We start from the raw sequence: 15,452 nt of genomic DNA, 5'->3' as shown, positions 1-15,452 counted from the left end.
CCGTGCGTAACGCGAGAGATCCTTTGCATTAGCCTTCCTCGTTCGCAAAGGGCTCAATGTCATCAAAGTTGAACAGCACACGTCTAGTCACGCCGTCGCTGTCCTCTGTAGAAACGCTTTCATTACTCGCTGGTTCGGGATGTGATGACCTTTGGCTTGCTATTTCCTCAAGCTTTTGATCGACAATCGCCGCAGCGTATCGTGTCATCTCGTTCTCCAATTCCCTTCGAACGGCACGAAGATCAGACCGCTCGGCTGTGGCCATTAGGAGGCTGCGCTCCGTCATAGCGAACTGAAGCTTCGCCTGCGAATTTAGGCAAACCAGCCATTTGCCATCGATGTATACGTAAATGACACTGTCGGCATATGGCTCAAGACGAACAATCAGTTGCTTCTTGAACCCTCTATAGGCTTTCAGCCTAGATGATGTGTACCACTTGTCATTGACATGTAGACCACGTCCTGGCCACAGCGTGTAATCCCTTCCGGGGGCTTCGATCGAGGTGGCGATCAAGAATTTGATGTCCCAGTCGATAGGACGGCCGCAATGGGGGTAAAGGCGCAGCGCCTTCTCCTTCATTGCGTATCTAGACGAGTTTTCACCAGGCTTTGGAGAGTGGTTGTAGCCATGGAATACGTAAGCCTCCAGCACGTTAAATCCGTCCAGAAGGGATAGCGTTGCCCTCTTTTCGGACTTGAAGGCGGCGGATACTGCACGAGACTTCTCGATGCTTATCCCGAATCCGGGAAGGCCGCGCGCGAACCGCTCTTTGAAGGCTCCAAAGAGGCGCTCGACTTCTTGCCCAAAGCGCGGGTCCTCCGGCGGCCTTTCACAGCGGACCACACCCAATGTTGCGAGCATGACTTGGAAGTGTACGCTCCGGAAATCGCTTCCCCCATCGACCACGATCATCTCTGGAAGCCTGTTGTGGCGTCGTACGCAGTCTCTGATGACCATGGTGCACGATCGTCGACTTGGGTTCGCGAAGGAGAGCCAGATGGCGAGTACCTCGCCACTGAAGGCATCGACCATAGCTGTTAACCACGGTCTAGCCACTATGACCTTTCCATTGACGATGCCGACGACTAGAAAGAAGTCGCACTTCCAATGATCAATATGAGCGACCGCAAAAGGCCGACTTACAACCAGAGATTTTGCCGTTGGTTCCAGGGACTCTGCATCAGCATTCGCGAGACGGCGGCCACCTTTGCTGCGGGAGTCGTCATCCCGGTAAGAAGTCGTGTCCCAATATTTATAGAAGGTCGACCGCGCGATTGGTCGCGTGTCGTAGAAGCCCAGGAATTCACGAGCCTCTTCGAATTCTCGCTCGTATTTCCGAAAACATTTTTCCGTGCTGGGATGGTCCGGGTCACTCTTGCCGGAGTGGATGCATTCAGAGAGATAGGTTTGATGGAGATTGCTGATGCGTAGCTCATGGTTTCCGCAGTTAGCCCATTTCGGTTGAAGTGCGATCGGGTTGCCTTGGCCCTTGGTGAAGGCGCTTCTGTGCCTCCTTATGGTTCTGTCGGACAGGGGCTTTCCGTGCTTGTTCAGCTTAGATAGCCCCTGAGCAACTAAGAGGCGCGTAGCAACCTCGAGGGAATAATGCGGATCTATGAAACCGTCTGCCTCTAGCTCAGTGCTGTTGAGGTAAAGCGAGAGATTGGCGCTGGATTCCTGCGCGATGCTTGCCAAGTTGGGGTCAACCGACACCCATACGCTAGCTGGGTCTGAAAGCGTAACGCCGTCCAGATCAGCGAAAAGGTCGCCCGAATCGATGAGTTGCAGAATGGGTGTCGTATCTGTATCGCCGACGCGTTCTAGTATGTCGGCGAGCAGCATCGTCTGCTCGTCATGAAGGAGCTGCATCAACCCGGTGCGTGCTTTCCGATATCTCCTTGTATCGGGAACCCTACGGATGGTACCGAGGAGGGTAATATTGTCTGCCCTGATTGTATTGAACGTACTGTTTGGTATGACGATATGTTCGATACCCATCGCACCGAAGCGTCGTACCGCAGGGAGATAACGATAACGGCCTTCTTCGACCTGCCAATCCTGAGGCCGTGCGCTGACCAGTTCGGAGAGTTCGTCGTCTGCTTTGAGTTCGATAGCGCAGACTTTCGACTCATAGACGACTAGGTAGTCGGCTGTGTATTGCGTTCTCGTCTGCCGACCTAAGCGATCAGTAATCTCGACTTTGATCGTTATTGGCTGATCGAATACAGCAACTACATCATTGCGACGATCCAATTCCAGGAGAAAGCAGTATTCCCCAGTCAAAGATTCCGCCTGGAGCACGGCGTGGACGCAGCGCATGGGCACTTCGAGGATCAGATTGCGACGCCTCTTTCGACCGACCTTACGGCTAGGAGGGGAGTCGCATACATCGAGAACGTATTGGACTCCTTCCTCAGGAAGGCACCGTTGTTCCAGTTGCTCTCTAGAGACTTTGTTTGGCGCCACAGCTGATTTCCTGACCCAGATCGTGAAGTTCGAGGCGAAGACAATCGCGCCCCAGTCCGCGATGGGGTGGGGCTCTGGAGCAAAGTGAGGTCTAGCCGCGGCGTAGCCGAAGCGTTCGGTGCAATTGCAGAAAACTTGCGACCGCTATTCTGCGTCGCCCAATGATATTCAGATGCAGCCGAACGCTACACCTTTAGTGTCCGTCGAGTCAAGCGTAAGTGACTGATATTGCGGGATATTCGTACTAGTAAGCGCAACGGTGGCGCTGAGTTTTTAAACGGAATTAGGCGGTTGCGAAAGACTCCGAGAAACGAAACGCGGAGCGTGGAGTTCGGACCACCGATCACCAAGCTCAAGCAGGTGACAACAGAGGATTGCGCCGCCGCGGCTCAATCTTTCGCAGATGAATTCACCTTGCAACTTACTATCGGCGTCGAATCGAGCTTGGGCTGAGCCTCAGCGTATTCCGACGCCGCCTCGCAGGCGTACACTTGTAAGCATGTGGATATGTATCCGCTGCCATACCAACTTCCCGGAGTTCACGGGAGGTGCCGAGGCGAACATCGACAGCTTCGGACTACACTTCATGTGTCCCGTTTGCGGTCGCCGAAACCGACTGCGCAGTCTTGGCGAAGACGAAGAGGGGTTCGTTCGCCTAGAGCAAATTGACGAGCCTGAGTGAACTGGGCAACCGTCCCGTCGGCTGGAATCAAATCCATGCTCCATCACCAAACGGGTTTTCGTTGCCTGCCTCATCGCCGCCATGGCCGCATCGCCGCTACTGGCCACACAGGACGACATGAAGCCAGGTGAAGGTGCCGGCCACGGCTAGGTTCCGAAGGCATTAGTCGGCGTCTGGACGCTCGTCAGCTACGGCATGCCTATCCCGATGGCCATCACACGGAACTCCACGGTCGCTACCCGGCGGGCATGTGGCTTATCGACATCCAAATCAGATGCAAATCTGCGGCTGAAGCCTGGCCGTAGACAAGGGCAAAGTCTGCTTTCATATTACTTTGGACATGCAGGTAATGATCAGTAGAAGTCCGCCATGCCTCTTCGGTAGCTTTCGTATGCCATAGCTGTCTGTTCAATGCTCGGGCCCTTATATCTGAACTCGTGGCCGCGCCGGATAAGTAGCTGCACGCGATACCACGTCTCGAAATCCTGAAATTCAATCATGTGGCCGGCGCGCGCCGCTTCGTGTTCGGGACCTAAATCTCCCTTCCTATCCCGCTCTAACATTCGAAGGTCTCGCACTAGGCGATCGGCCTTACGAGCGCGGCTGTCGGCCGTCCCGTTCGAAATTGCATAGACTGCGCCCCAAATGACACGCTCCATATCGCTCAGCTGAACCCAGAGATACGCGGGGCTGCACTTAGACCTGGTCATGGTGATCTCCTCGAAATCGGAAATCTTCTGTGGGGAGATCAATAGATCACGATGCCGTATCAGCTTTTAGGACGATGGCCATCGCGCGCCCTTCTACGGCTCCCTTCGCATAGCGGACATCGCCTTGCCGATCGACAAGTAGCGGTAAACCAACTTTCACGGATGGGAAGGCTAAATGCAGGTCACCAGCGAGGTCTTTGAGAAAGGTCTATCGGAAGGGATTGCCTGGGAGGGACCTGGCCGGCGCTGTGTTCAACCGGCACAAGCATCCGCAGCCGATCGCCCGAACGGTACGGCCGGGTCAGTCCCGGGGGTTGTACTCCGCCGATGCCCAGATCAACGTATCCAGCTCAGCCAGATTCTTGGCCGGATAAGCCGGGTTCGCCCGCAGCGCAGCGCGCAACTGCCTGGCGACATAGATGTACCAGTCGCCTTCACTGGACCCGCGGGTGGGGGTGAAGCGGTTCTTCCGCAAAAACTGGCGCACCGGTTTATTCAGCACGGGGTACTCATCAGGGAAGCGCAGGCACAACATTTCCGACAGGAATGCTTTGCGGGCCGGATTCTCGCGCGCGTCCAGACGGTCCAGTTCGGCCCGGACCACGTCATCGCGGTCGCGCTTGGGGCTTTCCACGATAGCCACGAACGACCGGGCCAGATCCTGGAAGTTGGCCTGCTTACCGAGCCGGTCCCAGCCTTTGCCCTGCATGCGGTTCCCGACCTCCTGGCTCCAATGCTCGGGTAGCTCCGTGAAAAACCGCTGGCTGGTGATCTGCTTGGCAGCCGCTCGCTGAAACAGCTGCAGGAGCGCGTGGCGGCCTTCGGCGTAGGTCTTCAGTACCGCCCGTCGCGTGCGTAAAAGCGCTGCCGCGCCCGCCGGCCGCGGCAACTTGAACGAGATGTCCGCGCCCCCGTCCTTGTTCACAGGCTTCCGCTTGGCAGAGCCGCCCTTCGGCTGCCGTGCGGCCTCCACGTATCGGTCCAACCAGCCATCTCCAACGGGAGCCGACTTCGCCTCGATCCGGTCGATCCACGTGCACGCTTCCTCGAACTGTTGCACCGACACCTCGAGCATGACGTTCGCCTCCACGTTGCCGTCGACTGCGGCCCGGCTCAGGTTGGACGAGCCGATGAGCATGAACGTCCTCCCCTTCGCGGTGCGCCAAATGACTGCTTTTGGGTGAAAGCCGGAGATCTCTTCGGCGACCAAGAAGTCCGACTGCCGGTCAGCAGGCAGCCATTGCAACACCTCGCGGCAGGTATCTTTGCGAGTGATGCCGAAATCTTTACCGATGATGAAGCGAAATCGCTTGCAGGTCGGGCTCAACGCCAGCTCCGCGTCCCACTCTGTCAAGTACGCCGACAGGACGTAAAGCTCGACCGCTTCCGCGAAAGCCGCCCGATACTGATCGCCCAGCGCGCTGCGCTCGTCCCCCGTGTGCAAAAAGATCTCCACGTACCCCCCTTTTTTTGACGCGAAACGCGACCGCGCACGCTACGGGCCGCAATATATGGCCGCTGACGTCCGCCAACGCCGGGCAATCATTGGTTATCGGCCGATTCCACCCGATCCCAAGAACGGTACAGCCAAGGCATCACCTGCTCGATCCGGGTTACGCGTGGCCGGGGCATCTCCGACAACGAAAGCGAGTCGATGAAGCCGTCGACGCGCGCCGCAAGCGCATCTGGAACAAAAACCCAAGGGCGCAGCGACCAACTCGAAGGCACACCGGAGTCCCGCTCCAGCGCGGCGCGCAATGCTGTCCACTGCGAGTCCCACCCGGTCAACCGCTTAAACAGGCTGGCCGGCGGGTTCGCGTAGGTAATCTCACACAAATACGCCGATTGGTTCTTCAAGGACACGGCGACGGCATCGCAGTACCAGTGTGGTCCGCTGACGTCTGGATTTGGGCCGGCATTGAGCTGGATGCAGAGTTGCGTATTAACGAAGAGCGACCGATCCGCGCGGAGATACTCCACGATGACGCTTTCAAAATGATCCAAGGAACCCCCTCAATGCATGGAAGACCAGCCCCCATCCTTCCGGAGAGGTGACCCAGGAGGCAAGTAGTCAGGAGCTCTTACAAGTTCGCCAAAAGGCCGACTGGATGAAAAAAGCCGCCCAACTGCGCACGGACACCAGCCCCACTGCGCAGCGCCGCCACGTGGACAGCACGGCGGCGCCAAGGTCTCTGCACCCGAGCGCCAGTATGAACAACGCCACCAGCCTGCATGCACCACGGGCCTGTCGATTTCCCTATCGTATCGCGGGGGGGCTGAGATTTGGTTTCGGAAGGCCAGTATGATCGCCCCAATGGAACAGGCGCTTAGGTCCGCTTGCGACCCAAAGCAGACATAAACCAACGGGGGATTGATGACGAAAGCAAGACCAGCGCAGTCGGAAGCTGATTGCGTATGTCGACCCACCACTCCCGCTCACAAGGCGCAGGGAGGTAGTCAATGAAGAACGCCATCGGTGTTGCAGTATTGGCCTGCGTATTGGCTTGTCCGGCTCAGGTAAGTGCCAGCGTGCCCGCGTCATCGCCTGTCTCCTATCAGGTGCCCGCTTCATGGAAGCGGATGAGCGACGATGGCTTGAACGCGAAAAAACAGAGCGTCACGTTCGAAGTCACTGACGGCGTAAGTTCGAAAGATCATCCCGTGGTCATGATTCGAACCTACAAGCAGCCCGCAGGGCTCCGAATGGACAACATTGATCTCGTCCAGGTGGCCAAGACGATCACCCTTGGCGGTGTGCCCATCAGCTGCGCAGACGACGGGTCGAGTTGGCGAACGTGCGTCTTCCTTGGCCACGCCGACGATGGCAAAGTGGTCGTGCTCTATCGCATTGGAGTGCAGGACGGCTATGTCGCGGAAGAAGCGTTCCTCTTTCCCATGGCCGCTGCCGAGTCCGATGAGTTGGCACTGCTGACCGTCTACGGACAGGAGGAGCAACAGGGACGGACAACGGGGGTGTATGCGCCGCTCCACAGCACCTACAGGACGATTTCGCTGTTCAACGAGTTCACGAAGACGTTGAGCATCAACGGGCCGGCTCCGTTCAATGCCAGGGCGATCATGGGTAGGCCGCCAGAAGGGACACATCCGACCGTTTATCGGTGGATGGGTAACCCGGCCGGTCCCAGCACTCCTGGCGGCTAACTCTTTCGAAGAAGCGGTCCCCTTCTTGGGGACTACGGCATGTCCGCTTTCGACTGCGACTTCAGCCGGTCGTTGCAACACATTGCTGGAATCGTTCGGCCAGATAAGGGGCAGAGTATTTTTCTTGTCCGGCCGGTCTTTCCAAGCTGCCGAACTGCACTCTGGCCCCATTTTTTGAAGTCATTCAGACTTTTAATTCGATGCGTCGCCGACGGATCACTGGCATATTGCTGCAAATCGACGGGGGACAACATGGATCCAATTGATTGGAACGCGAAGGATCGGGAAGCAAATGCTGCCTGGGAGCTGCTGATATCTGATGGCATCAAGCGTGGCGGTGCCGACAAGGACTTCTTTGAGTCAGTCTTGTTTGCAAGGCGCCAGGCGCAAGCTGACGGAGATATGCCGAGTCGCACACAGTACGGGGAGTTGAAATACTCCAGGGACCAGATCGCCCGCGCCGCTGCTCATGGTCGCGAGGACATCGCTGCAGTACTGGCGATACAGCTGAAAGTTCTAAAGCGCTTGAGCAGCCTTCGCGCACTGGCATGGCTCGCCATTGCCCTCTTGGCCTACATTGCTTATCGGGTTCGGTGAGGCCGAGCGGAAGTGGTTAGCCTCCACTGGCGCCGGACACGGATCAATCAATTGCACATGGATGGAATCGAGTCATGCTAGATCGTTTGCCGCCTGAAGTTGGAATGCCGATTGCGCTAATGAACGCTCAGGCCTTCGCCGAAACTGGCCTGACGCAATACAACAAGCTAGCTGACCACTACCGCGAGTCGCGAGATAGCGGCCAAGCGTTCGACTATTTTATGGCGATGCGGACGGCTACCCCCGCAATCGTCAATCTCGCATTTGCCTGCGAGTTGCTCATTAAGCTCATCGTCTGGCAGCGAACCGGGAGCTATCCAAAGGGAGCCCGCGCCCACTCGCTTGTCGATCTGGCAAATTTAATTCCAGAAGATGCTCGGGGCCGACTCAGGGCTCATTTTGACTCGGAGTTGCAATCGCATAAGAGCGCGGGCAAGGAGTCGCCCCTTACCATCGTGGATTTCAGGTGCTCTTTCACCGCGGACAATGGGTCAAGCAATGGCCCTGTAGAGACTTTTGACGATGCCGTCGCTTCCGTTGATAAGGCGTTCGTCATTTGGCGCTATGTATTTGAGCTCAAGGAGGGAACGCCAATTCGATCAATTGATATGCGCGCGCTTGTGCTCCTGCCGGTGGTACTGGAGAAGGAGGTCGGGACCTACCATCTGGGCAAGCAGACGATCACTTTGGGATCAGTTTCCCTAACCTTCGATGCCGCCCAGACTGAAAGTGCGTGAGTGGCAAATCAAGTGGTGTTTCGCTTAATTGATTGATTCTCATGCGGGCATTACGCCCTGCAAAGCCGCCAATGCCGGTTCGATTCCGGCCCAGGCCTCCACTATCAAATACTTAGGCGCCTTTGGGCGCCTTTTTTGTTTCCAAGTTTGCCACTTCCAGGGCGCTTACCACTCAGTTTGGGGTGGTCAACTGATTGAAGATAGGTGTCTTTGCCGTAGACGTGAGTGGCCATTGAAGGTGTTTCCCACCTTGTCTGTCATTGCCGAGATTGCGATGCTGGGAATGTCCAGTTTCGACCCGAAGCAGACATCAATGTTGGGTGCTTCAAGGCTCGTGCTTCTGTCGGTGGGCCCAATCGAAGGGGGCGGGCGTGAACAATCGTCAATTTGATCGACGCTTCTGGAAAGTCCTTGCGGTAACCCTGGCCCAGATCCTGTTGCTGCTGGCCGTGACGCTGACTCTTGTGCACCTTCTGTTTGGGCACAGCCCGCTGTCGGAATTCCTTTTTCAGGTGACTCCAGTTTTGTTCACTGGACTTGGAATCAAGATGACCATGGATAGGTTGCGAAAATCTGGCTCTGGATAACGTCGTGCTGTGAGAAGAGCTCGAGCCGTCCGCTTTCGACCCGAAGCAGACCTTCGCATTCAATACCTGAGAAAGGCGAGTTGGGGAGATCATGATGGTTAACCAGGTGTCCCAAGAAGACGATTGGGAGGGCTATCCAACTGGGCGCACTCTTCTATGCGCCGCATTGTTTTTGGGCGGCTTGTACCTGAGTCGCAAGGGTGGTGACGCGGCTTCGCACCCTTGGGGCTGGTTACTGATCGGCTGCGCGACACTTCTGTTTACCATCATGGATGTCAGAAGCGGCTGGGCGGTTCTTTACCACCGTCCCGTGAGCCGTTCCAAGGAGCCAAAGCTCTTTTGGGCGAGCATTGCCACCGGAAGTGCCCTTGGCGCGGGCGTTATCGTGTTTTCTGTCGGTGCCATGCTGGGTTATTGGAGCTCCTGACTGTCACTCGATGACATCAGGAACTCAAAAGGCTCCTGGCGGTGATTTCGTCAGTCAAGTAGACGAATTGGAAATGTCTGCTTCCGGCCCAAAGCGGACGCCTACAAATTAAAGAGGTCAAGGGATGAAGCGAATACCTCTCGACGTGCTGCAAGAAACCGCACGAGTTGCGACAAGAGATCAACTGTCGCGCTGGACCGACTTTGGGAAGCAAGAGAATCTGACGCTAGGTACCTTTTGGCAGGACGACCTTGTGGTCTTCGAGCTCTATTTGGCAGGTGAGCGACCGTCCGATGCCTTGGTCCTAACTGAGGCCAAAGTACACGCGTACCCAGGAGAGCTGGTTCAAGTTCGCGTTTTTGAAGAAGCCATGAAGAGTTTAGGTAGTCAGCGGCGAGACGCGTAATGTCCGCTTCCGACCCCACGCGGACATAATGATCCACGTGACATCACGTCAGGCAACAACGAGGACTTCAGAATGAAAGGGACTCTCTATGGGGCGTTCGTGGCTCTAGCGCTTGCCGCGCAGTGTCTGCAGGCGCAGCCATCCGGCCAAGCAGCGCAAGATGGGTCAACGAACCAGGATGCCCTCTATCGCACTGTCTCTGATTTGGACTCAGAGTTCTTCGGTGCCTTCAATAGTTGCGATGCGCCCGGACAGCTCGAACGGCATGCTTCGTTCCTCGACCCCAGCGTCGAGTTCTATCACGACAACGGAGGCGTCAGTTGGACCAGGCAGGATTATGTTGAAAAGACGCGCAAAAATGTTTGCGGCAACTTTCGTCGGAAACTGACACCGGGCAGCCTTGAGGTTTACCCGATCAAAGGGTTTGGTGCGATCGAAGAGGGCGATCAAACGTTCTGCGACATCAAATCCAAAAAGTGCTTTGGAGAGGCCAAATTTCTGATTGTTTGGCACCAAACGCCTGGCGGTTGGCGTGCCACGCGCGTATTCAGCTACGGCCACCACGCTATCAAATAGTGCCAATGTCCGCTGCCGACCCAGAGCGGACATTGTCATCACGACCATGCCAAACGGGGTCATATCGTACTTGTCGCTTCTTCGTATCGGCTTGAAAAGTGCGCTCTGGCCCCGGCTTTCCTCTGCATCACAGCAGCCGCTTATGGCTTGGTCAGCACATCCCACTCCTGCGCGCCACGCGCAAGTAGCGCGGCGCGGTCCTGGGCGAGTATCCAGTGTTGCTTGATGAGCTCGTCGAGTGCCGCTCCGTAGCGGTCCAGGTAGTCCTGGCGGCCTGCATAGCGTTCGGTGATCGATGGGCGAGGATCGTGCTTTGCCTCGCGCTCGACGGGTGTTCTGGGAAAAGGCAGGAACGAACCCTCAAAGGCAACACGCTCGCCAGGCGCACCGATCGAGGGATCACGCAGGTTCCAGGCGGCATAGGTCGCAAGCGGCACACTCAGCTCAGGCAGGCGCACGCCGTCGATCTCGTTTCCGTCGGTATCGACCTGCGGCACGAGCACGACGAAAGGCGCGCCGACCCGTGGTGGTTGGCGTTCGACAATGCCGCGCGACCAGTTCGGCCCGAAATCGAGATGCGTTGCATGGCTGACTTCGTGCGGGTGGTTGACGTTGGGGAGCCAGGGAAAGGCATAAGCGCTTAGTGGAACGAGCGTGTGGTCGGAGATCCTGGGATAGCTGCTAGCTGGTGGCTCGATACCGTTGCGTACCCATGCATCCATATTCGAGATCATCGCGCGCCAGAAGTAGCGCACCGGCAATGGCGATTGCGGCTGCTGGCCGTCGAGTTCGCCCTCGCCGTGCACCGGGGGAAACGCTACGGAGTAGTGCTGCAGACCGGTGAAGTGATAGACGCGAATATTCGGGGAGAGGGCAACATCGCGCTGGCCGTCCGCGGTCGTGGTGACAAGGGACGCGACGCGGCCCCAGTACTCGTAGGACGTGTTCGAGAAGAAGATCTTGGGTACGACGTGATCGGCGTTGGCACGATCGAGCAAGCCGGCCTTTGCGCCGGTCTGCGGATCGGTTTCCGGCATATCGGTAAACGGAAAGATATCCGTGGCAAAGTCGACCGACGACGTCGGCGATGCGTCACGCGAAGGCTGGGCGAACCGATAGTTGAAATTGCCACGCCCTGCCCCCGCGACGTGGGCGAGTACGCCATCGAGCGCGATGCGTCCGCGTTCGTCGGCGTTGAAGCCCTGGTAGATAAAATCGCGAAGGAATCGGCCGTTCTGCGAAATGCCCTCGCCATAGACGCGCTGGGCGTGAACGAACGCAGCCGGCGCGTGCTTGAGGTACGAGGCCACGTCGCGTACGGCAGCGAAGCCGAGGCCGGCCAAGACCGGGTCGGTGACCACATAGACGTATTCGTAGATCTTGCCAGGCTGGAAGCCGCCGTCGAGATGGATGTAGCGGTCGCTCGGTACGAGTTCGCCGTCGACCTCGTGCGCGAAGCGCCAACGTGAGCGCGGGATGATCGTGCGTGGCGCATCCCGCGAGTCGCGCACGGTCAGCGTGTTGCGCGGATCATCCGGCGCAGCAACGGGATATTCGCGGCCACCGATCCTGCCGGCGATCAAGTGGCCAAGCGGGATGTCGTCAGTTGCCTTCGCTGGCATAACATCGCCGCGCAGCAGTCCGCTGATGGTCTTGCCGTGATCGCGCGCGATGGGGGCGTACAGGTGCAACGGGGCATTGGTATCCGCATCCCATTGCCAGCCCAACGACACGACGCTGTAGCCATTGCGCAACAGCCACCCGTCTCCCGCGTCCTTGCTGATGTCCGCGTCGCCGCCGTCGACGATCGCGAGAATGTGGTTGCCGCCGCGATTGGGATTCTCGAACAGCACGGAGCCGTTGCCCTTGCTCGCATCCTTTGGCTGGATCGAAATGAAATCGGCCGAGAACTGGACTTTTCCGTCCTTCAGATTGGCCGCGTTGTCGAGGTCGACGATGGCACGATTGTGCGCATTCGCAACGGCGACGGAAAAATACACCTTGCCCGTGAGTCGTTCATACGCGCCGGCCGCACCAAATGCCTGGCCGCCAAGAATGTCGCTGCGGGTAACGACATCGACTCGCGTAACCTCGGCGTGAGCCGTGAGCGTGAAAAGCAAAAGCAAAAGCAAAAGCAAAAGCAAAAGCAAAAGCAAAAGGTACTTCAAGGTGCGCAGGAACATGGAAAGTGACTCCTGTTTGCGGCAACTCGGTGGGCGAGCTCTTTGTGCTTTCGTTATTCGATAATACCAGTTCATGGCCATGCGCCGACCTGCCTTGTTCAAGGCGACGGTGCCCTGGTCCGGTCTCTAGAACCCGCCACCGGTGAACTGGGGGCCTTTCGTTTTCGCCGGGACTTCCGTGGGTTTCCTGGGGCGATAAGTGCGTATGGGCGGCACCGGCTTGTCGAAGCCGCTGGACAGTGCGTCCTTGAACCTTGCATGGCTATCGCGAGCATCGGCGGCAACGCCAGCGGGTGGCGCGGCACTCACCGTGGCAGCCGGACCCGCTTGGGACGGGGCGGGTGCCTGGACCCACAGCATCGCGCTGACCACCATGCTCAATACCATCGGTATCCCCTGCTCAAATGGGCTTCAGAAGCGCTTGAAGGAAAGGGTGAGGCTCTTGGGCATGCGCGACAAAGCAATGTGGCAGCCACGGTCGGTATCTTTGTCGTAAGGCAGGATGTAGTTCGTACCATCGCGCTTGATGCGCAAACCGCAGGTGCTGACAACGTCCAGCGCTTCACCGCTCATCGGCTCGATGGCAAGGCCTTTGACACGGAGATACTTGAACTCACTCGGCAGGAAGTCCTGCCGGCTGACCACGTCGAAGTAGTTGTCCGCCATCGTCAGCAGCAAGCCATAGTCGAAGCTCTGCTGCGCGGGAGCAGACGATACGATCGAAACCGACAGCTTGACGTGCTGGGTGAACTCCACCACCGGGTTGTTGGTGATCAGGTCGCCGTTGATGGGGACAGTCAGACGTCCATCCGCCTCGATGGGCACGGCCATATCGCCGTGGCTGGCATGGATCACGAACCGGATCTGCTCCACCGGCACGCTCTTGTCGGCGCTGTTGGCCATGATCGAGGCCTTGATGTACCCCGGCCCGGGCTGTGCGTTGACCCAGGCCACGCCTTGGGCCCATGGGTAGATGTCCGCGTAGTGTCGCTCAGCCGAGGCAGCCGCTGTGGCGGAGCACCATGCTGTGCACGCGAGGAGCAGGCCATGCTTCCACCGGTTCATGCGGCCCCCCGTGCCGGGCGGCCCCGCGAACCGTGGCCGGTGATCCAGTCCCAGACTTGGTGAAAGAGGAATTCGGCGGGGCCATTGGCTGCCCACAGGTCAAAGAGATCCATCTCGCTATCCATGTCCATGTTCTTTCTGGATTCCCTTCTCCATTGATATCACGATTCCAGGTAGCGTGATTCCGCCTTGGCGCAGTCGCTATCCGCGCAGCCGCCGTGCCACCTGGTACGAGCAGAATCACCCATGGGGCCAGCACCAACGGCGAGCCCACGCCGAGCTATGCATGGCCAGGTGCCATCGAAAGCAAGCCGGTGGCGTACCGGGACAGCTTGAGGGTGGGCGGAAGCCCTGTCAGGTGTTGGGTTTTGCCGCGCCGCGACCACTATCGCCCTGTTGATTTTCGCTGGTGCCGTCATCGTCGCACGTGCCACCCGGCGCTCCCTGGCCGGCCACGTAATAGGATGGCTGCGGTTGCCCGGCACGTGCCGGGCTTTGGACTTTTGCTTCCTGGTCTTTCGCTTTCGCGTCGGAATCGCGTTTCACTTCGTAACCGGTCATCGTTGCTCTCCCACATTCATGGGCGTGGGCAATAGTCGCTCCGACATTATCGGTCGGCAATACGAAGTGCGCCGATAAATTTCGGTGAAGAAGAGAGAACACAGGCCCGTATCGCGGTAGCGCGATGCACGCGGTCTCATGCCTGGCCGGGGAATGGATGGCGCGCCCGTTGGGGTCGCCAGTCCTTCCAGGACCAGGGGCGTCGCGTTCTGGCGACCGCTTCCGACCCGAAGCGGACAGTTCAATGCATAGGAGATGGGGCGATGGGTGCTACTTTGGTTCGCATTCCATGATTGAGTCGATGCCTACGACTCGATGACTCTTTGATCACCTTTGAACGCGTCAGCGATTCGCATGGCACGTGAGGCCGCCGGGGATTGCGCCACCCGCTCCTTGGGTGACACTTACCGCGTCCATGCTACTCGGCTCGTGTAGAGGGACTTCGCCACGCTCCACCGATGAAGCAAGGGATGGCTCGTGATTGGCTTTCAGCCAAGCGACGAGCGCCTTCAAGGTGGCGTCATCGCTTCGAACCAGCATGGACGCCGCGTCGAATATCTCGTCAAAGTGACGGGATACTGAGGCCGGCACAGAAGGAAGGTTGGCTAGGTAGGTCCGGGAACACCAATGGTCAACTTGACGGTAGTGTGCAGGTTGAGCTGGAGGCTCCGGCCCTGTCGATCCTGATACGTGATGCAAAGGGCATCTAGCGTCTCGGTGCTCATCTTTCCGCTGACCGTTAATCCCCGGCCCATCTGGAATCTTCGAAGAGCGCCCTTGGTCGGCTCAACCTGTTCTCCATCAATCACACCAGGGTTGCAACCTCGCGTGTAAAGGGCTGAATGAAAAGCACGATGCACCGCCTTGCAGAGGTAGGGATCTGCACCAATGGCGGCGGCAGTGTGTGATGCCTGCATGCCAAGGTCCTCGAGTACGCAGTCAAGTCGCGATTGTGGATGGGCAAATTCCCTCGGATTTTCGCTGGTAAAATCTCTAACCATGTCGCAGAAGAGCGGAATCACGCCAGTGATTCTGCGTCCATCGACAATGTTATATCTCGCCAAGATATGCCGCACCGAAGTGGTTGTGATGCGGAACGCAAGGAAACTAATTAGCCTTTTTTTTGCGCAATTTACGTAGATAAAGAGTGTTAAGGCAACGATTCTAACAAGCGCCGAGCATGATTTAAAAAATAGCCGCCCAGAGAATCCGGCTTTGTGATACGCGATCACCATATTGATCTGCATCGTGGATGACATGGAGCGCTGGGATAGGCCTATCGCCGAGACCTT

Annotated in this window: 14 protein-coding genes; 7 read left to right on the top strand and 7 right to left on the bottom strand. The window is 57.7% G+C overall.

Annotated elements, in window-relative coordinates; genetic code table 11:
- Positions 1 to 28: 28 nt before the first annotated feature.
- The 3 genes from HY57_RS02045 to HY57_RS02030 all read right to left on the bottom strand — a co-directional run bounded on the left by HY57_RS02045 (position 29) and on the right by HY57_RS02030 (position 5,863).
- Positions 29 to 2,320 carry a DDE-type integrase/transposase/recombinase gene (locus HY57_RS02045; RefSeq protein WP_081500634.1) on the bottom strand — a complete coding sequence of 764 codons (2,292 nt, stop codon included), beginning with the start codon at positions 2,318 to 2,320 and terminating at the stop codon, positions 29 to 31.
- Positions 2,321 to 4,160: 1,840 nt separating this feature from the next.
- Positions 4,161 to 5,315, bottom strand: a complete 1,155-nt coding sequence (locus tag HY57_RS02035) for a hypothetical protein (protein WP_039732318.1) — start codon at positions 5,313 to 5,315, stop codon at positions 4,161 to 4,163.
- An 86-nt stretch (positions 5,316 to 5,401) separates the two neighbouring features.
- Positions 5,402 to 5,863 carry a hypothetical protein gene (locus HY57_RS02030; protein ID WP_026033888.1) on the bottom strand — a complete coding sequence of 154 codons (462 nt, stop codon included), beginning with the start codon at positions 5,861 to 5,863 and terminating at the stop codon, positions 5,402 to 5,404.
- A gap of 456 nt (positions 5,864 to 6,319) precedes the next feature.
- Here HY57_RS02030 and HY57_RS02025 point away from each other — a divergent pair, with 456 nt between their 5' ends.
- The 7 genes from HY57_RS02025 (at position 6,320) to HY57_RS02005 (ending at position 10,351) form a co-directional block, all read left to right on the top strand.
- Positions 6,320 to 7,021: a hypothetical protein gene (locus HY57_RS02025; protein WP_144240756.1), complete on the top strand. Its 702-nt coding sequence runs from the start codon at positions 6,320 to 6,322 to the stop codon at positions 7,019 to 7,021.
- Positions 7,022 to 7,060: 39 nt separating this feature from the next.
- Positions 7,061 to 7,618, top strand: a complete 558-nt coding sequence (locus HY57_RS21460; protein ID WP_144240755.1) for a hypothetical protein — start codon at positions 7,061 to 7,063, stop codon at positions 7,616 to 7,618.
- Positions 7,619 to 7,692: 74 nt separating this feature from the next.
- Entirely contained in the window at positions 7,693 to 8,355 is a 663-nt protein-coding gene (locus HY57_RS02015; protein WP_144240754.1) for a hypothetical protein, read from the top strand.
- Between the two features lie 371 nt (positions 8,356 to 8,726).
- Positions 8,727 to 8,942: a hypothetical protein gene (locus HY57_RS21455; RefSeq protein ID WP_144240753.1), complete on the top strand. Its 216-nt coding sequence runs from the start codon at positions 8,727 to 8,729 to the stop codon at positions 8,940 to 8,942.
- A 91-nt stretch (positions 8,943 to 9,033) separates the two neighbouring features.
- Positions 9,034 to 9,369 (top strand): hypothetical protein, encoded by a 336-nt coding sequence (locus tag HY57_RS02010; RefSeq protein ID WP_144240752.1) that lies wholly within the window; start codon positions 9,034 to 9,036, stop codon positions 9,367 to 9,369.
- 124 nt (positions 9,370 to 9,493) lie between these two features.
- Complete coding sequence (locus tag HY57_RS21450) at positions 9,494 to 9,775, top strand: hypothetical protein (RefSeq protein WP_050997877.1); 282 nt, start codon at positions 9,494 to 9,496, stop codon at positions 9,773 to 9,775.
- Positions 9,776 to 9,847: 72 nt separating this feature from the next.
- The gene (locus HY57_RS02005) at positions 9,848 to 10,351 is read left to right on the top strand and encodes a nuclear transport factor 2 family protein (RefSeq protein WP_019464421.1); all 504 of its coding nucleotides are present in this window, start codon (positions 9,848 to 9,850) and stop codon (positions 10,349 to 10,351) included.
- A gap of 140 nt (positions 10,352 to 10,491) precedes the next feature.
- On the opposite strand, the gene HY57_RS02000 is transcribed toward HY57_RS02005, so the two are convergent.
- The 4 genes from HY57_RS02000 to HY57_RS22025 form a co-directional block, all read right to left on the bottom strand.
- On the bottom strand, positions 10,492 to 12,534 hold the full coding sequence (locus HY57_RS02000) for an alpha/beta hydrolase domain-containing protein (protein ID WP_019464420.1): 2,043 nt from the start codon (positions 12,532 to 12,534) through the stop codon (positions 10,492 to 10,494).
- A gap of 411 nt (positions 12,535 to 12,945) precedes the next feature.
- A complete protein-coding gene (locus HY57_RS01990; RefSeq protein ID WP_144240751.1) occupies positions 12,946 to 13,599 on the bottom strand; it encodes a hypothetical protein in 654 nt (217 codons plus the stop codon).
- Positions 13,600 to 13,953: 354 nt separating this feature from the next.
- Positions 13,954 to 14,160, bottom strand: coding sequence for a hypothetical protein (locus HY57_RS01985; protein WP_019464416.1), 207 nt, complete (start codon positions 14,158 to 14,160; stop codon positions 13,954 to 13,956).
- A 605-nt stretch (positions 14,161 to 14,765) separates the two neighbouring features.
- Entirely contained in the window at positions 14,766 to 15,407 is a 642-nt protein-coding gene (locus HY57_RS22025; protein ID WP_235186604.1) for a peptidoglycan-binding domain-containing protein, read from the bottom strand.
- Positions 15,408 to 15,452 lie beyond the last annotated feature (45 nt).

Source organism: Dyella japonica A8 (assembly GCF_000725385.1).
In the GTDB taxonomy this organism is placed as follows: Bacteria; Pseudomonadota; Gammaproteobacteria; order Xanthomonadales; family Rhodanobacteraceae; genus Dyella; species Dyella japonica_C.
The sequence above is the reverse complement of the archived record's forward strand: the minus strand, read 5'-3'. Positions and strand labels throughout refer to the sequence as shown.